The following is a 23,562-nucleotide window of genomic DNA, read 5'->3' as shown; positions in this document are numbered from 1 at the left end:
ATGTTTATCCTTTCTCTTTGAGACCCTGAATGAAAGCAGACAGAATAAAAACCGTTTGTGGCAACTCATGCAAAAGAATAATGACTCCCGGTTTTACATAAGTCAAAACATTTGTCTAGAATTTTCTCTTCGCCCTTTCAAACATCCAATCCCATTAGCAATTCGCCATAAAACCATTTTCATTTGTAATTGTTAAGTATGAATATCGTATCTTCATTGCGGACGAAACCACTCAACAATTCTTCCCATTATCATTTCTAATATGGATTGAGAATATGCCAATTTAGAAAGTTGTTCTTGAAAAGTAAGGGTATTTAATATGCGATAAGATTAGGCATGATTCTTATTTTATGTCCATCCTCCAAAGTTGGACATATGTTATTGCCTCCTATTTTGGTTTAGCTGATATGTACTTCCCGTTGATTACTAATACAAGGATAAATGCTTGATTTGTTGAAAATATGATAAGTGTATGATGAAACTTTGAAATTCAAATTACTATTAAATTTGATAACAGGAAGTAAAAGACCTTCATTCTGCATAGAGAAAGGAAGGCTTCTACTCATGGAGTAGATTCTTATAATTACTCTTTCTTTAATCAGTTGCCATTTTCCAGGGGGTTGTATGCGAAACGGAAGCTCATTGTCTCTTCGTTTTTTTCACTTCTTTTACTTGTCATTTGAATGGTATCGGCCCTATGAATAATGTTCCCGGTAAGCCAGTAGGTTCCATTCCCAAGCCGGAAGGCCGTGTTCTCTATTCTTCAGGACGGATACATGAAAAGGTGGTGGCACAGCCCTTTTCGAATTGACGCTCTTCTTCGACTGAATCGTAATACTATTTTTGCCGACCTGTAAGGGGTTCGGCTTTGACAGATACTTCTACATCTTTTTTACCCCAGTGCTTCCTTATTTGGTTTTTTATATATTATTCAAAAACAAAATCGATGGGGAGATTGTCTGTCTTATGAAAAAGAGCCTAAATACTTCATCACGTGTTTTTGGCGTAATCATACTATATAAGATGAAATCTGTGGTTAGGGGAGAATTAATATGGGAGTAATTAGAACAGATAAATGGCTAATAGATTGGTATGATAAACCAATTAAAATATGTGAACAGGTAAAAGCATATTTTCATAACGTTAAACCCCTCGAAATCTATGAATATTTCATTCTGCACGGAATGTATCGCCCCCCTTTCAAAAAAGAGAATGAATGGGTAAAAAAACTACAGAATAATAAAGTATGGGATGTTGTAACAAAGGAAAAACAGTATCTTGAAGAAACATGGGGTGGACCTGATATCCCTATTTTTATTTTCCCATCAGACCCCCATAACCGAGATTTAAAACAAAATTATAATGGGAAATCAGGTCTAGCCTTTAAGGATAAATTATTTTTATTTCTTTCAGACGATAACAAGCAAAAGGAAATAAGGGCATTATTCACTCACGAATACAACCATGTTTGTTGGTTAGCCAAATACAAGAAAAACGAAAAAGATTATGTTTTATTGGATACAGTTATTTTGGAAGGCTTAGCTGAAAATGCAGTGCGGGAAAGATTTGGTGAAGAATATACAGCAAATTGGACAACGTATTATTCAAATCAAACGTTAAAAAAATTGTGGGACACCCTCGTGTTTCCAAACAGAAATATTTTACCATCTGATCGTAAACACCAAGATATACTATACGGATTTCGCTTTTATCCCAAAATGGCTGGGTATTGTGTTGGGTATTACTTAGTCAAGAAATACATGCTAGAAAATAGTCTAATCTGTAAAGATTTGCTTCATTCTCAAACAGACTTATTTCATCAAATCAAAAACTACCACATTTTCTAAAAAGAAGCTTTAAAGTCATTTCTGATGAAAAAGGGGGGGGAACAGACGAAAAAATTCGTCTGCTTTTATAAAACACTCATTAAAAAAAGAGTTACCAAAAGAAAAACGGAAGTAAAGCTAATGAAACGATAGCACCTAATGCAAGACCGTATCCGAACCCATACCCAGGACCGAAAAAACCATAGCCAAAACCACCCAGGTCTCTTTTACGGCCAAAAGGTTCTAAAAATACTCTAGAGTGGTCAACGTGCCAAATAATACCTCTATGCCTTCTGCCGTCACGTGTTCTTATTTCAACAGCTCTGCCTCTAAACCGATTGCATACATTATGATAATGTGCAGCTGACATCCTTTCTTTCACCCCCTGTCTTCCCGTAACTTACGACATTGTATGTGCCCTTCTAAACGGTAGCAATGGTCAAACGTAATAGGAAGGCGCGGAATTTAATAAATCTAATGATATAAAGGCAATAAACACTTTAAACACCGGAGCCTAAAACAGTGGTATTGTCTATATCAATGTTTTTGAAGAGGACATATATTAGTTGCAAATAACAAGGAGATGCATTAAGATAAGCGATTCTGTCGCTGGAGCAGGGTACGGTTATGGCAGAGGTTTCGCCTTAATTGTGGTACTATTTATCTTGTTAATCATTGTAGGTGAAGCTTTCGTTGGGTACGGTTATTAATTAAATAAAGTTTACTGATTAACAGCATTTCAGAAATAATGCATTTATCAAGGTACCCTATCAATGACCTTGTATAAAACAATACATAAATTTTTCCGTCTATAACGCGTTTCAGAGGGGTCGGTTTCTGCATTTGTGTATCAGCCGTATTTGACTATGACGTTTGATCATACCATCCTGGCTAATAGTACGGGGATTTTCAGAGAGAATTTTAGCTAATCTTCTACTCTTTGGATAACGTGTTTCAGGCGGTTAAATAACTTGTCATTAAAATAAGCATGTTAGGAGGGGTTCCATGTAGTTTGGTTATGGAGGATTTGGTTGTAGGATTCGGGTATAGTGCACCTGTCGCTAGAGCAGGTTATGGTGCTGGATTTACTTTAATCGTCGTACTATTTATCCTGCTTATCATAGTAGGGGCAGCTTGGTGTTAACTGTCTTAAATTTTATGCGCATGAAACGTTACGAAAAATCACCTCAGGCTGTTGCAAATATCAGCAGCCTGTTATAATTTTATACTACCTATGCGTGTTAAAAATCAACGGTTTAAGAGTAATTCTATTCAAGCAAACCTAACTGAATATAGTCCCTATGTAAAAAATATCCGGTTACAGATAAGTCCTCTTTTTCCTGGAATTCTTTAACCACAGTAACCATATAATCATCATATATTCCATTACAGGTTCTTCGATAATATCCTGCTGCCTTGAAGATGGTTTTGAACGAGGAAAACCAAATTTCCGTGTGAACCTTTTGCTAAGGTGGCAAAGGGATCTCCATGACAATGTTAGTACTGAGGTCTTGCTCAATTTGCTGGCTACGCGGTGAGACTGTTCAATCATCTGCGAGCTTACTTTGCTGCATTTTTGACACAATTGTTTAGCTTGTTCATTTTCTGTTGCTAAAGCAAATGATTCAAAATTGGCTTGAGAGTCTTTAAACTTGCTACTGTTGTTTTTAGATCACTGGATACTGTCATCAGAGATTCCTCCTACTGGGTTTTTTTGATACATATTTAGGATGGAAAATTAGTTCTGTTTACGTGATCGTTTTTTAAACTTATTTAATTCCATACCCTTTGCAAATTTCATGGAGTACATATTTCATCTCTATGTATTTGCCTATGTATAATTGGATTTTCAATATTTATCAACAAAATCCATTTTGCTTTTTCGTTTTGCTCGTGAAACCCCTAAGACTTTTTCACCTGTTCTCTTTCAGATATTTCATTTTCTTCTCTCCTTTTTTAATTTTAAAGTCAGAATTTATAATTACCAAATAAGGCGTTATTTATGAAATTACAAAATCACAGTGTTTTGACCGAACAACTAGTGGTCATGGTGAATGATTGTAAGCATTCAAGAATAGGGGGAGTCCTTCGTCCCATCCAACTCTTTTGTCTAAAGGTACACTATTTTGTTTTGTGTCGTTAACAGCGCCTATTGTAGCGTCTTCTACAATACCACCATTATTATATTTTCCAGCTCTTCGGTCAAACACTTTTGCAAACCGCGATCTATTCCTTCGGCCACCTTTTTCCCCGTCCCCACTCTCTTTTGGATCTACTGTTTAACTTGTATTTGGATATTTACAACCATTTCTCTGATTCGTACTTCCATTACTGTTCGCCACCTTACGCTCAATTCAAATTGGAAGGCCAACATTTATTTTGTTGGCCTTTCCCTATGGTTACTTTAAATAAATATATTTTACTAGTGATCACACGATAAACTCTCAGAATGATAAAATGCATGTGTTCAAAGAACTTATGAAGATTTATGAAAAAGCTTTTCGTTGAGACATTTCTCTTAATTCTTCCATGGTCTTGCCTACCGATATGTGTTCTGGATCAGCCTTTACTTCAATTAAAAAAGGAACTTGTGATGAAAGCGCATCTTCTAAGGCAGGTGCAAAGTCTTTGTTATTTTCAACTAAAACACCGTCTCCTCCCATGATTTTCATTAATTCAGCAAAGTTAGGGTTCGTTAAGTCCGTGGCTATCACGCGATTAGGATAATTTTTTTCTTGATGCATACGAATAGTTCCATACATATTATTGTTTACTACAATTACAATCACTGGAATTTTATTTCGCACACATGTTTCAAGCTCTTGAATCGTCATCATCATTCCACCGTCACCTGCAAAGGCAATAACAGGGCGGGCAGGGTGAGCAAGCTTCGCCCCTATTGCAGACGGCAGACCATACCCCATTGTTCCAGATGTCGGTCCGATGTATGTTCCTTCTCGCTTAAATGAATAGTATCGATACATCCATCCAAAGAAATTTCCTGCGTCACTGGTTAAAATCGTTTCTTCTGGAAGTACACTGTTTAAATCGTGCATCATGCCATCTAGGTTTACTGTGGTTTCTCCGTCTATTGGCTGTGGGGTAGAGAATTTCTCGTACTCCTCTCTAACATTTTGAACATAATTTTTCTTTATTAAAGTGTTATTAAATCCTTTCTCGGTTACAGAAAGAAGATCAATCAAAAAACTTTTTACATCGCTGACAACCCCAAGTTCAGGCCGATAAATTTTGTTTAATTCTCCTTCGGAAATATCGATGTGAATGAGCTTTGATTCAACATTAATTAGCGAGTAATCCTGGGAGGTAATTTGGGAAAAACGCGTCCCCAATGCTAATACTACATCAGCGCTTTGGATGAAATCGATTAAATATTTCGGAGTGCCAAGTCCTAAAGAACCCACGTAATGAGAATGATGATTAGGAAAGGCATCAAACCTACGAAATGCACTGACAACTGGACTGTTTATTGATTCCGCCACTTTAACTAATTCAGATGCAGATTTTGTATGAGTCACACCTCCTCCTGCGATGATGACTGGTCGTTTTGCTTCCTCTAATAGCTTCTTTGCTTTTTCAACAGCATCTATAGATGGACGGGGAAGGGAGTAAACAGAAGTATCAGATTTAGTAAATTCCATTTCTGCGACTTCATTTAAAATATTTTCTGGAAGGGAAATTAATACAGGTCCCGGTCTTCCTGACCTAGCAATATGAAAAGCCCGGTGGACTAATTCAGGAACTCTTTCGGGTTCCCTTAATTCGGCAGTCCATTTTACGATGTGTTTAAAATATTCAGGTAAATCAATTTCTTGAAAACCTTCTTTTCCTCTGAAGTTACTTTCTACTTGGCCAATAAAAGCAACTACGGGGGTGGAATCTTGATAAGCTGTATGAAGCCCAATCGAAAGGTTTGTTGCACCAGGACCCCGGGTGGCGAAACACACCCCAACTTTTCCAGTAGCTTTTGCATAACCTTCTGCCATAAAGGATACGCCGCCCTCTTGTCGGCCGCTAATTAACTCTATTTCCGAGTAATCATACATCGCATCCATGACACTAAGATAACTTTCACCAGGGACACAAAAGGCCTTTTCCACACCTTCCCTTACCATTACTTCTACTATTGCTTTTGCAGCTGTTATCGTATTCATCATTCTGTATCGACTCCTCTTTTAGTCATTTACTTTGTTTAGCAGATTCCAACTTTCCAAAATTTCTTCAACTTCTTTCTTATCTTCTTCATTTAATGGATTCACTGGTTCTCTTGTAACACCACTATTCATCCCAATTTCAGCCATGGATTCCTTTATGACTACGACATTATTACCGTTATTGTATTTGGCTCTTAGGTTTTCATAATCCAATGTTTCTTCCCAAACTTTCCACACCATTTCATGATCGCCTTCTCTTAACCCGTTTAACATAGCAAAAGAACTTTCGGGATAAATATTAATTATTCCAGACGTAAAACCTTTAGCACCTGCGTTATAGAAAAACGGAGCCCATTTTTCAGCTGTTCCGCAGATCCATGCCAGATTGTGCTCTTCGGGTACTTCCCTTATAACTTTCTTAAAGCGTGGTAAATCGTTAATCGCGTATTTTATTCCTATAAATTTTTCTAATGGTGCTAATTCCTTAATAACATCATCACTTAAATGTGGATCTTTAAAATAGATAATAGAAGGAATATCTAATGCTTCAATGATCTTTTTAAAATAAGAAATGGCTCCATCTGTGGTTACATAAGGATGAATGGGCTGATGAATCATTACACAATCAGCCCCTGCTTCTTGGGCATCCTTTCCTAACTCAATGGCTGTATTAACGGAATAGCCAACTCCTGCTACCACTGTTGCTCTACCTTGTACAATGTCGACCACGTTTCTTGTTTGTTGTTTTGCCTCTTCCAACGTTAAAGCATAAAATTCACCCGTATTTCCGTTTGGAACAATTACTTCCGTACCATGTTTCAATAAAAATTGAATATTTTCTTCTAGTCCTCCCCAGTCAATTTCCTTTGTGTCTTTATAAAATGGGGTTATATTTATAGCACAAATTGTTTCTAAATTTTTTGCTAATTTTTTGTAGGTCATGTTTTCCACTCTCCTTATTTAAAGTTATTTTTTTCTCCACTTGCTTCTTTTGCATTTTGAATATAACCTGAAAATGATTGGTTAAGAAGAGAAGTAACTGTTAAACAAACATAATCTGCTCCCCATTCCTTTCTTAATCTCGCTCCCTCACTGTCCTTTGTATGAATACCTACCTTAACATCATATTTCCGAGCTGTTTCTTGTATAGAATCAATTGCTTTAAGCAATTCCGGGTGGTCTATACTTCCTTCATAACCGAGGGACACAGATAAGTCGGTTGGACCAATATAAACCATATCAATGCCTGAAACACTTATGATTTCCTCTATATTATCCAAAGCCTTTTTACTCTCTATATGAATACATGCTAGTGTTTCTTCATTTGCATGGATTAAATAATCTTTGATAGGCACCGCGCCATAACGAGCTGCTCTCATGGAGAATGCGGCCCCTCTATTACCAACGGGAGGGTACTTTATCGCATTAACTACCTGTTGGGCCTCCTCTTTCGTATCGACCTGTGGTACATGGACCCCATGGGCACCGCGATCCATCGCTTTTAATATCTCGCCAGACTCACTGGAAACGACACGCACAATAGAAGTTACTCCTGCATGTTCCGCAGCAATAACCATATGTTCTATATTTTCTGTAGAAAGCAAGCCGTGTTCATTATCGATGACGACAACATCAAAACCATTGTAGGCTGCCATTTCAACCATTTGGGTGGAAGGAAAACCTATAAAAACACCAAAGGCTGTTGCCTGAGTCTGATCCATTAGTTGTTGTTTTAATTTATTATGAAACATTCAAATTCCCCTTTCTATAGTATCTACATCTGTCAATAGTGCTGAATCAATATTAGATCTTCTTCCAGTATCTTCAATTAATTGTTTCATTTATTTTTCTATCTAGAAGATATTTATTTACACAGCTCTGTGGTTGTTTTCCATTAAACACATCAATAATTTCTTTTGCAGCTCCTACCGCCATGGCTTCTAGTGCCTCTTTTGTATGGGCAGCCATATGCGGTGTAACAATGACATTATCCAGCTCCCATAAATAGTGGTTCTTTTGAGGCGGCTCTTCTTCATATACATCCAAGCCAGCCCCTGAAATTCGTTCATTCTTAATTGCCTGATACAGAGCTTTTTCATCAACCAGTCCTCCCCTGGCACAGTTAATCAAAAAAGCTCCGCCTTTCATTTTATTTATTTCTTGTTCACCGATAAAATGATGGAGTTCTGAGCTGTAAGGAAGATGTAAAGACACAAAGTCTGATATTTTTAGTACCGATTCCACAGAGTCCATGAATGTTAAATAATCAAATTTATTTTTATTTTCTAAAAATGGATCGTAAGCAACAACATCCATATCCAATCCAAACGCACATTTTTTGGCTGTTAACTGGCCAATGCTCCCGAAACCGATCAAACCTACTGTTTTTCCTTTTAACTCTGATCCAATAAAAGTTTCCCGCACCTCAAAGCGATTTTGCCGCAAAGCTTTATCAGCTTTGATAATACGGTGTGCCAACGCAATAATCATTCCAATGACTTGTTCCGCCACCGAATTGGCATTGGCTTGTGGAACATTACAGACGTAAATTCCCCTTTGAGCAGCTGCTTCCAGGTCGACATTATCGTAACCAACTCCTGAACGGGCAATCACTTTAAGCTTTGTTGCTCTCTCTATTATTTTTCGTGGAATCGTTTTTGTCCTTACTAACATTCCGTCACAATCAGCTGCTAATTCTGCTAACGTCTCATCTTCCAAAGAATTTGGTTGAACAATATCGATATCTGCGTCTATTAACGTTTGCATGCCCCTTTCTAAAATTGGCTGCACGACTAATACCTTAAATGGCTTCATTCTCGAACCTCTTTCCTTTTATGATCTCTTTTATACTTTTTGTTCTCCTCAATTGTGCGTATAACACAATGACCAGCAGAGAAATCCCGACTACATCCGTTGTTATGCCAGCTTGTATTAAGCACAGGGAGCTTACAATTAACATGACTCTCTCATACACCTTTGTGTAATCTAATAGATAGCCTACAATGGCTGTACCTAAAGAAAATACCCCGACCAGTGCGGTTACAAATGCAAGTCCCACCGTTAAATATTGATTGGTTTGTAAAAGCAACTCTGGAGAATAGACAAAAACAAATGGAACGATAAAGCCTGTAATACCTAATCTAAAGCCTGTCCACCCTACTTTTGATGGTGATTCTCCGGCAATACCGGCAGCCGCGTACGATGCTAAAGCGACTGGAGGTGTAATGGCAGACAAACAAGCAAAATATAAAACGAAAAAGTGAGCTACTAATGGTTCAACGCCTAATTGAGTGATTGCTGGGGCTGCAACAGTAGCTCCAACAATATAACAGGCAGCGGTCGGAAGACCCATGCCTAGTATAATGGCGGTTATCATTGTCAGGACCAAAGTTAATAATAATTGTTCATTCGAAAAAACTAAAATGAGGTTCGCTAATTTTAAACCAATCCCCGTCAACGAGACAACGCCAATAATAAAACCCACAACTGCTGTTGCCATTGCAACTGTAATAGCACCTTTCGCACCTTCTTCTAACGTTTTAAACAATGTTTTCATATCCATTCGTGTTGAGTTCCGTAAAAAACTAACGAAATAGGTTGCTACGATGGAAAAAAAGGCTGCGTATACTGGTGTATAACCTGCAAATAGCATAAACAGAAGCAAAACAATAGGGAGCAGCAAGTGCCCTTTTTCTTTAAAAACGCTTTTCATTTCCGGGAGAAGTTCTTTTGATACTCCATGCAACCCTGATTTCAATGCTTCAAAGTGAACCATCACCCACAAAGAAACAAAGTAAAGAATGGCCGGAATAACACCTGCTATAATAATATTTGTATATGGAACACCTAAAAATTCAGCCATAATAAAAGCGGCCGTACCCATAATTGGCGGGGTAAACTGTCCCCCTGTTGAGGCGGTCGATTCTACACCTGCAGCGAATCTCCGTTTATATCCAACTTGATTCATTAAAGGAATCGTAAACAGACCTGTCGTTGACACGTTTGCTACCGCACTTCCATTAATCATCCCTAAAGATCCGCTTGTTAATATAGATACCTTTGCTGGTCCGCCTGGCCTATGACCTGCCAGAGCCATCGAAGCATTTGTAAAAAAGCTCGATAGACCAGTCCCGTTTAAAAAAGCCCCGAATAGAATGAAAAGGAAAATATACGCTGCCGACGTTCCAAGCGCTATTCCAAAAATTCCTTCGCTTCCAATGTACATATGCTGAATTAATGTTTCCAGATTATACCCCCGGTGAGTCATCTCTCCTGGTAAGTATGGACCTAAATAAGCATAAGCTAAAAACAGCAAAGCCAGAATGGGAAGCTCTATTCCGATACATCGGCGGGTTGCTTCTATTACAACTACGATCGTAATAAAGCCCATGACCAAATCAAGCGTTGTAGTAGTCATCCCTCTTATTGCTATCGCATCAAACATAACAACTAAGTATCCTGTGGAAACAGCAGCTACTATAGCAAAAAGATAATCAAATACGGTTGGTTTTTCTTGACTAGACTTCTTTCGGCCAGGGTATAACAAAAAGACAAGAACGAGTGCAAACAGCAAGTGCATCGCCCGGTGTTTCCCACTGACTATCGGTATGGCTGCAGTAAACAGATGAAAGGCCGACATTGCTATTGCAATGGAAGCAACCATTAATCCTATTTTCCCTTTAATGTTTCGGTATTTCGTTTCCACCTCAAAATTTTTTGCTATGTCTTCTACATTAATTTTTTCTGCTATTTCTTTCTTCTCCTCTGTATCACTTGCAGCAGCTGGCCTCTTTTTGTCATCTTTTTTTTTTGAATCGTTCTTCGCCTTTTTGACCATTACCATCACCTCTTCCCTCATACATTGCTCTTCTTTTAAAAATGCCGGTGGCGTAAAATGATTACCTGCCGGAGTAGAAAGGATGCATTCTCCCCCGGCTGAGCTCCTACTTATTGATTCACTTTAATTCCATTCTCTTCATAGAATTTAATCGCCCCGTCATGGAGAGGGATCGTTTGACCATTTAAGGCATCCTCTAAATTAATATTTTCCGCTACGTTGTGTGTTTCAACCAGGACTTCCTTATTTTCATATATGCTCGTCATCATTTCATAAACAAAATCTTCCGAAAGCTCCGCGCTTCCATGCAGCCAATTGGCAACAGCGTACGTTTCAATTGGGTCCGGTTGATTTGGGTATGTGTCGGCCGGAATCGTATACGGGTAGTAGGCGCCATTTACTTCTTCTGACAGCGTCTTAATTGTTTCTTCATCAATCTCAAGAATTTCGTAATCACCTGTACTTAAAATGTCTAGCATATTTGAACTTCCTAAGGCAGCAATCATATTGGCACCATCGGCCTGTTTATTTCTCATTAATTCTACAGACTGAGATTCGCTCACATATTCAGGTGTGATGTTATCATATGTTAACCCTGCCGCTTTAACCAGATCTCGACTGTTCAGTTCTGTTGCACTTCCTGATGCCCCTACTGCAATGGTTTTACCAAAAAAATCTTCGACCGATTCAATTTCGGCATCTTTTCTTACCACCATTTGCATTACATTGGGATAAAAATAGGTCAGCTGTCGAATATTTTCCATTGTTTGTCCTTCAAATTGGGCAATACCATTATATGCTTGCTCCGCAACCCCGGCTTGCGCAATCCCTAGTTCAACCTCCCCGTTTTCAATATTTTCAATAATAACAGGAGAGCCGGCTGTGGATTTAGCATTGGTATCAATGTCAGGGAATTCACTTGCCATCATTTGACTGAGCGCATTTGCCAACAAGAAGTAGGTTCCTCCGCTAGTAGCTCCCGCAACCGTCAAAAATTCAGGATACTTGGAGGAAGCGCTTACATTTTCAACATCGCTTTCGCTGTTGCTATTATCGGAACTTTCTGTTTCTTCCGCCCCGTTACAGGCTGACAAAATCATTACTAAAAAAATAACATGATTAGTGAAAAACCGGTTAATTTCTTCATTACAAAATCCTCCTTGTTAATTTTTGTCCCTTTACCGATAGCTCTCGATATAACCTGTTAAAATGGTATATAAGAAACTTTTCCCATTATTCACCCCCCAAAAAATCCTTATTTTTTCCACTAAAATTATTTTTGTTCCAATACATTAACTGCTGTTCTCATAATGTGTTTTTTCATTAATTCTTCAGCCAACTCCGCTTTTCCGGTTTTAATAGATTGGAAGATTTCATTATGTTCTAGAAACCCTTTCTCAATCTCCATGTCGTACTTTAAAGCCCGTTTTCGAAAAGCGATATCAAGTGCAACTACATTGTTCAACGTCTGAAACATCATTGGATTATTTGCTGCTTCTCTAATTAACCTATGAAATTTAAAATTTACAGAAACTAACTTTTCAACCTCTTTGGCTTTTGTTAGCTTCTCCATCTCTGCCACTTGTTTTTCTAAAACCTTCACCTCATCGTCTGTGATCTTTAACGCAGCTAGTTTAGCAGCTAGTCCCTCTAACACCGATTTAAGCATCATAAATTCTTCAATGGATGTCTCCACCAGTTCAGAGACAAATGTTCCTTTTCTCGGGACTGTCTCCACTAAACCATCATGGCTTAGAACTCTTAATGCTTCCTTGATCGGCGTCGTGCTAATTCCTAATAACTTTGACAGATCCCTTTCTTTTAAATGATCTCCTGGTTGGTAATGTCCAGTAAAAATTGCTTCCCTCAAAAATTCTAAAGCCACATCCCTTAATGACTTTATATTTTGTGTCTTTGCTGTAACCTCCGTCAGCAGCTTATCCATTTCCATTTTCCCCTCATCTTCCTTTCAGATTTTGATTAATCTCATTGATATTTGATATATCACAGAATTTTTAAAAAAATCACCCAATTTGTTCCTTTATAGATCGGCGTTCACACCATACTCTTCTCCTAATTGCTTTAGTTCGTTATAGACTGCCGCACTTACCAGAATACCTTCCTTTAAAGCGCTTTCTTTTCTCATTTGCTCAATATCTCCCGGCATAAACACCTTATCGAACCCTTGTGCCGCTGGACTTTCTATCGTTTGTCTAATCCGCTCGTCCATCCGTTCCTTAAACGCTTCGAGATCCATAAAGTTTTCTATATTAAACACCATGAATAAGTGACCCAGCTGTTGAGGATCGGCATCATCGTACATTCTCGGAATATCCTCCCCAAATAACGCCCCGGTCATTACTCCTGTCATAATATCAATCATCATAGCTAACCCTGAGCCTTTCGCTCCAACCGGTAATAGAAACCCTTTAAGAGCTTCCTCAGCATCGGTTGTAGGTTCACCATCTTTCGTGATGGCCCACCCTTCTGGAATGCTTTGTTTATTTTTTGCAGCCAAATTTATTTTCCCTCGGGCGACATTACTTGTAGCCATATCAAGGACTACAGGATGCTGATTTGTTGGGACGGCTGCACAAAAGGGGTTTGTTCCTAAAGTTGGTTTTCTCGATCCCCACGCTACCATTAAAGGAGAGGCATTTGTCATAACTATCCCCAAACACCCAGCGTTAGCTGCCATTTTTGCAAAATAAGAGGCGGTGCCAAAATGATTTGAATTTCTTACTCCGCTTACACTGGAACCATATTTTTTTGCTTTTTCTATTGCTCTTTCCATTGCCACTTTCCCGGCATACTGGCCCCATCCATTGTTCGCATCATATAAAATAGTGGAGCCAGCTTCCCTTAATACCGTTAATTCCGTTTTATTTTCTATTATCCCTTTATTCAAACGAGTTATATAGTCTGCAAGTCTTGTTACACCGTGAGAATCAACCCCAATTTCATTGGCCTCCACCAGGCTGTCCACTATTACTTCTGCTTCTTCCTCCGGTAAAGAAGCTTCTACCAATATTCTTTTGCAGTAATTTCTTAAATTGTTTGCTGATACTTTATACATTATTATGAAACCTCCTAGCCATAAAAATTAGTCATCTTAGTAAAATTGTAGATTATTGATATATGATATATCATACAATACTATATTTTCTGAAAATAATCAATACTCTAAATAATTGTTTTTTTATGTGTTCGTGGACAAAGACTTTATCTTTTTTTAATAGGTCGAATGCTGAAAATCTCTAGCCATGAAATAGTAAATTGCGGAAATGGCGCATGTGGACGTATATGCCATTATTGTGGGGAATTAGCTTAACAAATTCTTCATTTAAAAACTGGCCCTTATTGATATTGCCCTTAGAGCAGACAAGATTGAAAAACTGCCTTTATATAAGGAGGCAGATAATATAATCATCTTTGAGGTATTTCGTGCTCAACTTGGGATAATCCCAGTCCATGTCCAGCGATGAGGCAACTGCTGGGACAATGCTTTCATCGAAAACTTCTTTTGGCACTTGAAGTGCGATAGATTGTTCTAGAAACAAAAACAACCAAAAGACGTTTCACTGTCAAGATACCCGTGAAATACGAAACATCGTAGGGATCTGACGCACTTAAACGAAAGAGTGTAACTAGCTGCTTGAACGATAAAGAAAGTGAGGCCAAATGATGAGACTTTGGACCTCACTGATGAAAAGTATTTTAACTGTTTCTACTTGACAGGTACACGTTCGCATTAGAACCAGTTTTAATTTGTCAGTCTTGTTAGTAATAGAAAACTTCTATTTTATGACACTTCACACATTTTTCATAATAAGAATTACCTTTAAAGGAATGATCACAATTTTGTTGAATCTCTTTTAAACGATTCTCCAAAAAAGCAAGATGAATTTTTGACTGTTTCATTTCTTCTTCAATTTTTTCCACCTTCGACAACATCCTGAACCTCCTAAAAAGTTACTGATAAATATTGCCGCCAGATTTTTTAAATTCTTCAGCTTTCTCCTTCATCCCTTTTTCAATCTCTTCTTTGGTAAACAGTTCATTTTCCTCGGCATAATTGCGAATATCTTGTGAAATTCTCATGCTGCAAAATTTTGGTCCGCACATGGAACAGAAATGGGCTGTTTTTGCCCCTTCTGCAGGCAATGTTTCATCATGATATTCTAAGGCACGTTCAGGATCTAAAGATAAATGAAACTGATCTCTCCAGCGGAATTCAAAACGAGCTTTGGATAAAGCATCATCTCTTTTGTGTGCTCCCGGATGTCCTTTGGCTAAATCCGCTGCATGGGCAGCAATTTTATATGTTATTACCCCTTCACGAACATCGTCTTTATTAGGGAGACCTAAATGTTCTTTTGGCGTCACATAACAAAGCATCGCTGTCCCGTACCAGCCAATGATGGCAGCTCCAATGGCTGATGTAATATGATCATAGCCCGGAGCTATATCAGTTGTTAAAGGCCCAAGCGTATAAAACGGCGCTTCCTCACACGTCTCTAATTGTTTGTCCATGTTTTCTTTAATAAGATGCATTGGTACGTGCCCTGGGCCTTCCACCATCACCTGAACGTCATGCTCCCAAGCAATCTTTGTTAGCTCCCCAAGAGTCTCCAGTTCTGCAAATTGTGCTTCATCATTGGCATCTGCGATGGAACCGGGTCGCAAACCATCACCCAATGAAAATGCAATATCATAGGTTTTCATAATGTCACAGATTTCCTCAAAATGAGTATATAAAAAGCTTTCTTCATGGTGATAGAGACACCATTGTGCCATAATCGAGCCGCCCCGAGAGACAATACCAGTCAGGCGCTTTGCTGTTAACGGAACATACCGCAAAAGCACACCAGCATGAATGGTGAAGTAATCCACCCCCTGCTCCGCTTGTTCAATCAGCGTATCCCGGTAAACCTCCCAAGTCAGGTCTTCAGCAACTCCATTTACTTTTTCTAATGCTTGATATATAGGAACAGTGCCAACAGGGACGGCTGAGTTGCGGATAATCCATTCGCGAGTTTTATGGATATTTTTACCAGTTGATAAATCCATAATATTGTCTGCTCCCCAGCGCGTTGCCCAGGTCATTTTTTCAACCTCTTCTTCAATCGACGAAGAAACAGCAGAATTACCGATATTGGCGTTAATTTTGACATGAAAATGTCGTCCTATAATCATTGGTTCTGTTTCTGGATGATTAATGCTAGCGGGAATAATCGCTCTACCTTTTGCCACTTCGTCACGTACGAATTCAGGGTCCATATTTTCTCTTATTGCGATAAATTCCATTTCAGGCGTAATAATCCCCTGTTTAGCATAATGAAGCTGAGTAACATTCTTCCCCTTTTTTGCCCGCAGTGGTTTCCGTGTTAATCCAGGAAACACGTCATGATTAGCACGGGGATCATCTTCATCACGATATCCGTTATCTTCAGGTTTTGTATCACGGCCTTCATATTCTTCTACATCGGATCGTTCCTGAATCCATTTACTGCGAAGGGCAGGAAGTCCTTTTGTTATGTCAACCGAATAATCAGAGTCCGTGTAAGGTCCGCTTGTGTCATAGACACGTAGTGGCGGGTTTTCTTCTTCCCCAAAGCTTCCTGTTGTCGGACTTAGGTCGATTTCGCGCATAGGTACCTTAATATCCGGTCTTGAACCTTCTACATAAACTTTCTTACTACCGGAGAAACTGGACATGATGGAAATGTTTTTTTCATTTAATGAAGAAATGGACATAAAAAAATCTCTCCTTTTCAATAAGTTCATTGATAAAGGACGAGATCTAGAACATAACAAATTGCAAACAGGTAGAAGTACATAAAAAAGCCGGTCCCATTTAAAGGATGGACCCGGCTTTGTATATGTAGAAGTTTATTCATCATGGATGAGTTTCTAACTTCCCTACGCTGGTATGATCCAGATCAGGTCCAAAGGGTCAAGAAACTTCAAAGCATTTCTTTCTCAGCCCAGCTTATTGGACTCCCCTAGTTATGAGCTATTCTATTTTATTACAGTATAAATAATAATGAAGAAAAATCCAACCCTTTAGGAGAAAATGATTCTTATCTACTCCTTGTTGACCATTGTTTCTTCTACTCCGCTTCAATGTAAATTACATAAGGTTTAAAAAATCTTCGGAGAGAATCTCCCATCGATTGGTTATTACATCTCGTGTCAGGATGAAAGTATATGATTTTCTCTCTTTTCCCTGATCACGTTGATAAGATTGAAGTTCGACAGGTACCTCCAATGCCACGATAGGCAGTTTTTTCAGCTTTTTGAAACTCGTATGTTTTGAAACCATTCCCATCCGGTCCATACGTTTTAAAATAGCTGCCATTTGTAACGTATGAGGTTCAGACAGGGTCATTTGTAACATATAAGGATCACTTTGATTTATGGCTGTAATAAAAAGATCTATTATTTCGTATGGATTCATTTCATTACGGTATTCTGCCAGTTTCCCAGAGGCCTTTAAAACCATCAGTCGATGAGTTGGATCCGAGTTTTTTGTCCGGTGGGTTATGCTTCCAGCAAAGTGAATACAGAAATGGCCAGGAAACCCATTCGACAAACCCCCTCCCCCGTGAGGCATTCCATGCATAGAAGCAGCAATCATACGATCATTAGTGTTAACCAGAATAGCTCGTCTTTTCCAACTCCAGCTATTACCATAAATTTCTTTCATAATTTGAGTATCTTTTCTCGTTAACGGCTGTACATCTGCATGTTGATTACCAGCACGCTTTTGCACACGAAAACTTAAGCCAGTGTCAAGATCAATAACCTGAAATTTCACCTTATGAGGCAATAATGAACGAACATCTTCCCATGGAAGCATGTCACCATAATATTGCTCACGTACTATATATTCAAATGGAGAATAAGAAAAGCCTTGCAGTTCTTGGGGTTCTTTAGCATTAATAACCAATGGTCTGCCCATTAGCAAGGTAAAGATTAATATGGATATCATAATGTTTAACTGTGTTTTCAACCCCATCACTTCCAATGTCATTGTCTTCACCTATTTTGTTCTCTTACCATTAAATTATTCAATCCTCTAAATGGATAAAAAGATATCATCAGAAGCTGTCTGTCTATACAAATTAACTGAAACAGATTATCCTCTGAATTCATCCATCATAAAGTCCAGAATGTCTAACTAAGAAATCCTGGACTTTAAAGTCATAGAATCGGAGCTTATTAACTTATTTCATAAATTTATCCTTATAATGACTCAGAGCGAGTAATGGAAATAAGTATTCATAACTATGATAATGAATATAAAATCCTCCTGGGAGACCCTGTCCTTTAGGATACGATGTTGTCCAATCACTTTTTTCAGATGACTCTAACAAAAACTTAATCCCGTGCTTTATTTCGGAAGTTTCTTCATTTTCTGCTGCTATAAGTGTATCCAGCGCCCAGGCGGTATGAGTCCGAGTGCTTGCCTGTAAAGAAACATACTTTTTATTTATGTCACTTTTGCACGATTCCCCCCATCCACCGTTTTGGTTTTGGATTTCACATAGCCATTTTATTGCCTTCTGAATGGACGAGTGATTTTTACGAAATTTTACGGCCATTAATCCCGTAACAGCTGCCCATGTTCCATAAATGTAACAGATCCCCCACCTGCCATACCATGAACCATCCTTTCTCTGATTTTGGAGCAGCCAATGAATACTGTTCTTTATAAAGGGATTGTGTTGGTCCAAATGAGTAAAATTGCCTAAAAATTCTAATGTTCTCCCGGTTAGATCTGCCGTAGAAGGGTCAAGTACCATTTTTCCTCCCCCTTCCACTGGCAGCCATGCAAGAAGTGATTTATCAACATTTTTCTCAAATGCAGCCCAGCCGCCGTCATCGTTTTGCATAGATATAACCCATTGAATAGCTCGGTCCCAAGCTTGATAATAAACAGGGTTATGTACAACAAGGGTTCTCAAGGATCTTAAGGAAGCCGTTGTATCATCTATATCAGGATTGAACGTATTTATGTCGGAAAACCCCCATCCCCCAGGTAACATGTTTTTATTATGGATAGCCCAATCACCATATAAAAAATGCTGTTTGGATAGTAAGTATTTTTGGGCCTTTTGAATAGTTTCAGAGGAATGGGAAACTCCTGCTTCTTGTAATCCATGGCAGATTAAAGCCGTATTCCAAACATTGGCTGTGGTGTACTGTATATGCGTGTGATTATCAATGTTGGTATGAAACGATTTCAGTCCCTGAACAGCCCTCCTAATGGTATGGTGATGCTTTGGATACCCACGTGCCATTAGAGCAAAAATCATAAGAAATGTAGAACTAAAATAACTGTAAAAAGTCCCATCTGACTCGATACGCTGCAACATGTAATGCTCAGAGCGTTCTAAAGCTAGCTCATGGAGCTTATGTGGATAACCTATAAGATGATTGATCCCTTGTTGAATAGGAGGAAGAAAAGTCCGTAAATGATCTAACTCTTGCCCCCACTCATCATCGCCTCTTTTTAAAAATAAATCCGATAAATCTGGAGCCCCTTTTGTCTTTAAGCTAAATTTATAATTCGCAGCAATGAATATAGGAGTTAAATTTGCTCTTGCGTATATCGAAAGGTCAAAAAAGTTAACTGGAAATGAACTGGGCAATAGGATCATCTCAATCGGAACAGGAAAATAACTCGGCCATTTATATTGACCCGTCAAAGCTAACATGATTTTAGTAAACATATTAATTTCTTTTAAACCGCCGTTTGCCACAATAAACTCTTTGGCTAATTGTATGTCTGGATCATTCTGTGTTCGATAACCAGAGAAGAGAAGAGCATAATATGCTTCAACTGTTGCCGTTACATTCCCTTCATCTTCATCATAAAATAATTTCCATGCCCCATTTTCTTCCTGCCTATTTAGAATTCTACACACCAGAGAGTAAATTAAATCTTCATCATTTATTTGCAGCGTTCGTAATAAGATGATCATATAACAATCGGTTGAAATACCTGTTTCAAATGGATAGGACCATGAACCGTCATGATTCTGTTCCTCAATCAAAAGGTTAATCAGCCTATTTATTTCAGCTTCTACGTTTTTCATGTAACAACTTACCCTCTCTTATTACAAACATTTTTACAATACTTATTCCCTTCTTCACATCTATATTCCCCCAATAGAAAGGAGGGTAATAGATTGAAAGTCAGCTGGTTGGGAAAAAAGAAATGGAAGGAAAAATGTTATAAGGAAATAAAAGAAGAATTAAAAAAGAAAACAAAAAATAAAATAAGCTCTTTTCCAAAACATAAACTATCAAAAGAAGAAAGAAAATTAATTGATGATATTAATGTAACGACAAACCAATGGAATATAAATAACGTTACGCGGACAAAGGCATATTTGAATTTTTTTCTACGGCACCCTGAAATTCACTGGGCTTTTTTAGGTCATATGGTATCGCGAAACGGCGGCTGGTATATGACAGATTTAAAAGGTGATCTTCTCACCAGATTATTGTCAGAGAAAGAACAGAAAAATTTCTTTTTATTTTTAGAACGTGGAAACTGGTTAGTATTTCAAGATGTATACCCGCAATTTTTACTGTATCAGAAAAGTTTAAGGACGAATAAAAATCATTTTTATCTTCTTCCGTATTTTGATGTTTCGACATTTATGGAAACGATATGGAATTTTTTTTGGAAGCATGGTGACTGCAATCTTTTAGCTATTGCTATGGTGATTAATGAACAAAGTTATTTAGAAAAAAGAGTTATTAAACACCATCATTATAAAAATACAGTATTAAACACTTTAGGTTTTAAACTATATAGTTTTTTACGCTTTAATCATATTATCTTTCCATTTTATAAGAACGATACGACAGACAAACCAAGCTTAATTGGCGATACATTGCACTATTTCGGTTCTCTTCATGAGAGGATCATGTTAGGCAAACGTTTATATTCATTGCTTTTTCAGTATCCTCCTGCCTTACATGGTGTTTTATGTTGGGCAACTCAACATTCTCATACTGGCTCACGGAAAGATTATTGGAATCATCTTTTTCATCATGTTAACGAAAAGGTGCCGGGCAAACTTTATCAGCGTAGAACAAAAAATTGCCAGCTGCGAGAAGGAGCAGCCCGTATTTACAGCCCTCCCTTACAGTATGCTTGGAAAAATATTAATCAACCAGAAGCGGAAAAGGGCGACTGGTTTGAGGATTGGAGAATTGTTGATTATTTGTGGAAAGACGAAAAATTAAAAAGTGGGGACATTTATGAAAAGTACTGCAGAACGATTGAAAAAATGGAGAGTACAATCATTGCAAAAAAAGCAATATTTCTCCAGCGTGAATAATAAACCTTATGCCTATATAATTACAGCTCTATTCGCTTCCCTGGCGGGGACTTACTTAGACTTAATTTTTGTAGGAAAAGGAATATATCATTTTCCTATCAGACTCTTTCCAGAAATATTTACAATTAATATTGTGTTCACTTTATTTTTTCTGCCTTTGTTCACTATTCTTTTTTTATTTGTTGCAAAACGAGTTCATTTTTTTATTCGTTGGATGATCATACTCATCACTGGGGCTGCTATCTTTTTTATAGAACAGATCACCGAACAATTAGGGTGGTTTGTTCATGATACAGATTGGTCTCATGTTTATTCGTTTATTGGGTATATGTTGTTTTTATTCATGGTTTGGAAACTTTTCCTTTTCTTTTATCGGTGAAATTGAAATAAGAAATAAGGAGCTGCATGAACAGCCCTTATATTCTTTGTTTTTATATTATTCATTAAAATTCCTATTAGTTTGTTCTTTTATCAATTCATTCCTTTCCCCTCCATCTGAAAGTTCCTCAGCAAATTGGTTTTCTTCTCCATTTTCATCACCTGAGTATGAATATTCATTTAAATAGCTATTCTCTCCCGGATCGAACTTGTCATTTTGCAGGCTGGCATCTCCTTGAACAGGATTGTCTTGAATATCATATTTTTCATTTTCTTTATCTCGAAAGTCGGTTGTTGTTTTCTTCATTTTAATAAATCCCTTCTTTTAGTTTTTTTCTGCACAAGCTCATAAAAATGCTAAAATCTATTTATCCACCGGCCTTAAAAGTTATTTTCAAAAGTGCTGCTGTATGTACTAATATAGATACTCTGTGTTTTATATGGTAGAGCAAAACAGAGGAAGACCCCTCTTCATAAGAATTAAATATTACCTATTCTCTTAATAGAGGAGTCACTTTATTTATGGCTTCTTCTAGTTTTTTGTTATTTTTACTATAGATCTGCTTTGCTTCTTCTGCATTTGTAGCAAGAGCAAAGAGCTCTAAATCCGCCTGACATTTTTTCATTGTTGCAAGAATTAACGGTTTTTCTACGGGTTCAGCAACTTTAAGTTTATCATCGAAAAGATCAACAGATAACTGCCCAAAGGAATCCACCTGACCGAGGAAAACATTTTCGATGCTTACACCTTTTTTTTCTAATTCCGTTTTTAACCAATTTCGACTTAAACCAATCGTCGATAATGGTTCATCAAGAATCTCTCCATCCATAATGACCGTTTGTGGTTCCTTAAATGAGGGAACTTTAACCCCAAAATCTTTGGCTGTTAAAGGTTGATTTTCTTTCTTTAATAAAACATTTAATTCCCCATTTGCTTCTAATACAGCAAATTCGACATCGGAAATTTGAAAGACATCTTTTGATCGAAGTAACTCCATCAGTTCATCGATGGTATATTTCTCCTTTTTTAAATTCTCTTCCATCACTTTTCCATTTTTTATGAAAACGGTCCCTTTTCCTTCAAAGACATCCCGAACTCTTTTGCTTTTCATGGATATAAAACCTGCTAAAAACGGGGTTACACCAAAAATCACAATACCTAAAATCCCGTGTCGAACTTTAAGATCAATGTTCATCATTACCTCTGACGCTATACTACCAATCGTAAAGCCACTAACGTATTCAAAAAAGGAGAGTTGGGAAAGTTGTTTTTTTCCTGCTATCTTTGTAATGATAAAAAGGACAACTAAAAAGATTAACGACCGCGCAACAATATTTAACCAATCTGGCATTGGATTACCCCCTCTTATGATAGATGTTCGGCTAGACTAAAAGCCTCTATATTGATCTTCTTCAAGCTCCAGTTGGCCAACCCTTTTTTTCAAGTCTTCTATTATTTCCTCCATAATTGTTATCGTTTCTCTGAAGATTTGTTTTGCTTCCTCATCCTCTGTCCGTAATTCTAAACTAGCTAAACTGCCTTTCACGTTTTTTATACTGGAAAGGCATTGTTTTACATCAGAACCAACTGTCACAAAGCCTTCCTCCTTATCCTTTTGGTCTAAAAATTAATGCTCCTATCATTCCAAAAATAATAGCGGCGGAAATACCAGAACTCGTTACTTCGAACATTCCAGTGACAACGCCTACTAATCCGTGTTGTTCTGCTTCTGCCATCGCACCATGAACAAGAGCATTACCAAAGCTAGAGATAGGTACGGAAGCACCAGCGCCCGCAAAAGCGATAAGAGGTTCATATAAACCAAATCCATCGAGAATAGCACCTAAAACAACGAAGGTAACTAATGTATGGGCCGGTGTTAATTTAAAAACATCGAACATAATTTGGCCTATCACACAAATTAATCCGCCCACCACAAAAGCCCAAAAAAATATCATGTCTCTAAATCACCTCCATATTCAATTGA

Annotated in this window: 22 protein-coding genes, 1 pseudogene and 1 riboswitch; of the genes and pseudogenes, 5 read left to right on the top strand and 18 right to left on the bottom strand. The window is 37.8% G+C overall.

The features are described 5' to 3' along the window. Positions 1-1,052 precede the first annotated feature (1,052 nt). Entirely contained in the window at positions 1,053-1,847 is a 795-nt protein-coding gene (locus ACE1TI_RS16275) for a DUF2268 domain-containing putative Zn-dependent protease (protein ID WP_375008611.1), read from the top strand. A 91-nt stretch (positions 1,848-1,938) separates the two neighbouring features. Here the strand turns inward: ACE1TI_RS16275 and ACE1TI_RS16270 are convergent, their stop codons facing one another. Beyond that, positions 1,939-2,196 (bottom strand): hypothetical protein, encoded by a 258-nt coding sequence (locus ACE1TI_RS16270; protein ID WP_375008610.1) that lies wholly within the window; start codon positions 2,194-2,196, stop codon positions 1,939-1,941. 241 nt (positions 2,197-2,437) lie between these two features. Between ACE1TI_RS16270 and ACE1TI_RS16265 the strand changes: the two are divergent. Next, positions 2,438-2,536, top strand: a pseudogene (locus ACE1TI_RS16265) (YjcZ family sporulation protein); the annotation flags it as partial. 308 nt (positions 2,537-2,844) lie between these two features. Next, positions 2,845-2,970, top strand: coding sequence for a YjcZ family sporulation protein (locus tag ACE1TI_RS16260; protein ID WP_375008628.1), 126 nt, complete (start codon positions 2,845-2,847; stop codon positions 2,968-2,970). 124 nt (positions 2,971-3,094) lie between these two features. On the opposite strand, the gene ACE1TI_RS16255 is transcribed toward ACE1TI_RS16260, so the two are convergent. The 13 genes from ACE1TI_RS16255 to shc form a co-directional block, all read right to left on the bottom strand. Continuing rightward, positions 3,095-3,250 (bottom strand): peptidoglycan-binding domain-containing protein, encoded by a 156-nt coding sequence (locus tag ACE1TI_RS16255; protein WP_375008627.1) that lies wholly within the window; start codon positions 3,248-3,250, stop codon positions 3,095-3,097. A gap of 1,062 nt (positions 3,251-4,312) precedes the next feature. Further along, the gene (locus ACE1TI_RS16250; protein WP_375008609.1) at positions 4,313-6,001 is read right to left on the bottom strand and encodes a thiamine pyrophosphate-dependent enzyme; all 1,689 of its coding nucleotides are present in this window, start codon (positions 5,999-6,001) and stop codon (positions 4,313-4,315) included. Between the two features lie 18 nt (positions 6,002-6,019). Continuing rightward, positions 6,020-6,940: a dihydrodipicolinate synthase family protein gene (locus ACE1TI_RS16245; protein WP_375008608.1), complete on the bottom strand. Its 921-nt coding sequence runs from the start codon at positions 6,938-6,940 to the stop codon at positions 6,020-6,022. Between the two features lie 14 nt (positions 6,941-6,954). Then, positions 6,955-7,749, bottom strand: a complete 795-nt coding sequence (locus ACE1TI_RS16240) for an HpcH/HpaI aldolase family protein (protein WP_375008607.1) — start codon at positions 7,747-7,749, stop codon at positions 6,955-6,957. A 73-nt stretch (positions 7,750-7,822) separates the two neighbouring features. Further along, complete coding sequence (locus ACE1TI_RS16235; protein ID WP_375008606.1) at positions 7,823-8,812, bottom strand: hydroxyacid dehydrogenase; 990 nt, start codon at positions 8,810-8,812, stop codon at positions 7,823-7,825. After that, positions 8,799-10,835, bottom strand: a complete 2,037-nt coding sequence (locus tag ACE1TI_RS16230) for a TRAP transporter permease (protein ID WP_375008605.1) — start codon at positions 10,833-10,835, stop codon at positions 8,799-8,801. The genes ACE1TI_RS16235 and ACE1TI_RS16230 overlap by 14 nt, the downstream gene beginning before the upstream one ends. A gap of 110 nt (positions 10,836-10,945) precedes the next feature. Further along, a complete protein-coding gene (locus ACE1TI_RS16225; protein WP_375008604.1) occupies positions 10,946-11,935 on the bottom strand; it encodes a TAXI family TRAP transporter solute-binding subunit in 990 nt (329 codons plus the stop codon). Between the two features lie 173 nt (positions 11,936-12,108). Further along, a complete protein-coding gene (locus ACE1TI_RS16220; protein WP_375008603.1) occupies positions 12,109-12,780 on the bottom strand; it encodes a GntR family transcriptional regulator in 672 nt (223 codons plus the stop codon). A gap of 96 nt (positions 12,781-12,876) precedes the next feature. After that, positions 12,877-13,911: an Ldh family oxidoreductase gene (locus tag ACE1TI_RS16215; protein ID WP_375008602.1), complete on the bottom strand. Its 1,035-nt coding sequence runs from the start codon at positions 13,909-13,911 to the stop codon at positions 12,877-12,879. Positions 13,912-14,615: 704 nt separating this feature from the next. Beyond that, positions 14,616-14,789, bottom strand: a complete 174-nt coding sequence (locus ACE1TI_RS16210) for a serine protease (protein WP_375008601.1) — start codon at positions 14,787-14,789, stop codon at positions 14,616-14,618. An 18-nt stretch (positions 14,790-14,807) separates the two neighbouring features. Continuing rightward, on the bottom strand, positions 14,808-16,592 hold the full coding sequence (gene thiC, locus ACE1TI_RS16205) for a phosphomethylpyrimidine synthase ThiC (RefSeq protein WP_375008600.1): 1,785 nt from the start codon (positions 16,590-16,592) through the stop codon (positions 14,808-14,810). A gap of 145 nt (positions 16,593-16,737) precedes the next feature. Continuing rightward, positions 16,738-16,852: riboswitch (TPP riboswitch) on the bottom strand. Positions 16,853-16,968: 116 nt separating this feature from the next. Then, positions 16,969-17,880 (bottom strand): hypothetical protein, encoded by a 912-nt coding sequence (locus tag ACE1TI_RS16200; protein WP_375008599.1) that lies wholly within the window; start codon positions 17,878-17,880, stop codon positions 16,969-16,971. Positions 17,881-18,064: 184 nt separating this feature from the next. Further along, entirely contained in the window at positions 18,065-19,939 is a 1,875-nt protein-coding gene (shc, locus tag ACE1TI_RS16195) for a squalene--hopene cyclase (protein WP_375008598.1), read from the bottom strand. Between the two features lie 93 nt (positions 19,940-20,032). Between shc and ACE1TI_RS16190 the strand changes: the two genes are divergently transcribed. Together ACE1TI_RS16190 and ACE1TI_RS16185 are read left to right on the top strand one after the other, a co-directional pair. Further along, entirely contained in the window at positions 20,033-21,196 is a 1,164-nt protein-coding gene (locus ACE1TI_RS16190) for a DUF2515 family protein (protein ID WP_375008597.1), read from the top strand. After that, positions 21,117-21,575 carry a CBO0543 family protein gene (locus ACE1TI_RS16185; protein WP_375008596.1) on the top strand — a complete coding sequence of 153 codons (459 nt, stop codon included), beginning with the start codon at positions 21,117-21,119 and terminating at the stop codon, positions 21,573-21,575. The genes ACE1TI_RS16190 and ACE1TI_RS16185 overlap by 80 nt, the downstream gene beginning before the upstream one ends. Positions 21,576-21,632: 57 nt before the next feature. On the opposite strand, the gene ACE1TI_RS16180 is transcribed toward ACE1TI_RS16185, so the two are convergent. The 4 genes from ACE1TI_RS16180 to spoVAE all read right to left on the bottom strand — a co-directional run bounded on the left by ACE1TI_RS16180 (position 21,633) and on the right by spoVAE (position 23,533). Next, positions 21,633-21,881: a hypothetical protein gene (locus tag ACE1TI_RS16180; RefSeq protein ID WP_375008595.1), complete on the bottom strand. Its 249-nt coding sequence runs from the start codon at positions 21,879-21,881 to the stop codon at positions 21,633-21,635. A 184-nt stretch (positions 21,882-22,065) separates the two neighbouring features. Continuing rightward, complete coding sequence (locus ACE1TI_RS16175) at positions 22,066-22,926, bottom strand: DUF421 domain-containing protein (protein ID WP_375008594.1); 861 nt, start codon at positions 22,924-22,926, stop codon at positions 22,066-22,068. Positions 22,927-22,962: 36 nt separating this feature from the next. Next, complete coding sequence (locus ACE1TI_RS16170; RefSeq protein WP_375008593.1) at positions 22,963-23,169, bottom strand: DUF1657 domain-containing protein; 207 nt, start codon at positions 23,167-23,169, stop codon at positions 22,963-22,965. 13 nt (positions 23,170-23,182) lie between these two features. After that, the gene (gene spoVAE, locus ACE1TI_RS16165; protein ID WP_375008592.1) at positions 23,183-23,533 is read right to left on the bottom strand and encodes a stage V sporulation protein AE; all 351 of its coding nucleotides are present in this window, start codon (positions 23,531-23,533) and stop codon (positions 23,183-23,185) included. Positions 23,534-23,562 lie beyond the last annotated feature (29 nt).

Source organism: Alteribacillus sp. JSM 102045 (assembly GCF_041949975.1).
Classification (GTDB): Bacteria; Bacillota; Bacilli; order Bacillales; family Marinococcaceae; genus Alteribacillus.
The sequence above is the reverse complement of the archived record's forward strand: the minus strand, read 5'-3'. Positions and strand labels throughout refer to the sequence as shown.

Excerpts from the sequence above, each read along its gene's own strand:
- ACE1TI_RS16275 (WP_375008611.1), top strand. The coding sequence starts at position 1,053 with ATGGGAGTAATTAGAACAGATAAATGGCTAATAGATTGGTATGATAAA.
- ACE1TI_RS16270 (WP_375008610.1), bottom strand. The coding sequence starts at position 2,196 with ATGTCAGCTGCACATTATCATAATGTATGCAATCGGTTTAGAGGCAGA.
- ACE1TI_RS16260 (WP_375008628.1), top strand. The coding sequence starts at position 2,845 with ATGGAGGATTTGGTTGTAGGATTCGGGTATAGTGCACCTGTCGCTAGA.
- ACE1TI_RS16250 (WP_375008609.1), bottom strand. The coding sequence starts at position 6,001 with ATGATGAATACGATAACAGCTGCAAAAGCAATAGTAGAAGTAATGGTA.
- ACE1TI_RS16245 (WP_375008608.1), bottom strand. The coding sequence starts at position 6,940 with ATGACCTACAAAAAATTAGCAAAAAATTTAGAAACAATTTGTGCTATA.
- ACE1TI_RS16240 (WP_375008607.1), bottom strand. The coding sequence starts at position 7,749 with ATGTTTCATAATAAATTAAAACAACAACTAATGGATCAGACTCAGGCA.
- ACE1TI_RS16235 (WP_375008606.1), bottom strand. The coding sequence starts at position 8,812 with ATGAAGCCATTTAAGGTATTAGTCGTGCAGCCAATTTTAGAAAGGGGC.
- ACE1TI_RS16230 (WP_375008605.1), bottom strand. The coding sequence starts at position 10,835 with ATGGTCAAAAAGGCGAAGAACGATTCAAAAAAAAAAGATGACAAAAAG.
- ACE1TI_RS16225 (WP_375008604.1), bottom strand. The coding sequence starts at position 11,935 with ATGATTTTGTCAGCCTGTAACGGGGCGGAAGAAACAGAAAGTTCCGAT.
- ACE1TI_RS16220 (WP_375008603.1), bottom strand. The coding sequence starts at position 12,780 with ATGGATAAGCTGCTGACGGAGGTTACAGCAAAGACACAAAATATAAAG.
- ACE1TI_RS16215 (WP_375008602.1), bottom strand. The coding sequence starts at position 13,911 with ATGTATAAAGTATCAGCAAACAATTTAAGAAATTACTGCAAAAGAATA.
- ACE1TI_RS16210 (WP_375008601.1), bottom strand. The coding sequence starts at position 14,789 with ATGTTGTCGAAGGTGGAAAAAATTGAAGAAGAAATGAAACAGTCAAAA.
- thiC (WP_375008600.1), bottom strand. The coding sequence starts at position 16,592 with ATGTCCATTTCTTCATTAAATGAAAAAAACATTTCCATCATGTCCAGT.
- shc (WP_375008598.1), bottom strand. The coding sequence starts at position 19,939 with ATGAAAAACGTAGAAGCTGAAATAAATAGGCTGATTAACCTTTTGATT.
- ACE1TI_RS16185 (WP_375008596.1), top strand. The coding sequence starts at position 21,117 with ATGAAAAGTACTGCAGAACGATTGAAAAAATGGAGAGTACAATCATTG.
- ACE1TI_RS16180 (WP_375008595.1), bottom strand. The coding sequence starts at position 21,881 with ATGAAGAAAACAACAACCGACTTTCGAGATAAAGAAAATGAAAAATAT.
- ACE1TI_RS16175 (WP_375008594.1), bottom strand. The coding sequence starts at position 22,926 with ATGCCAGATTGGTTAAATATTGTTGCGCGGTCGTTAATCTTTTTAGTT.
- spoVAE (WP_375008592.1), bottom strand. The coding sequence starts at position 23,533 with ATGATATTTTTTTGGGCTTTTGTGGTGGGCGGATTAATTTGTGTGATA.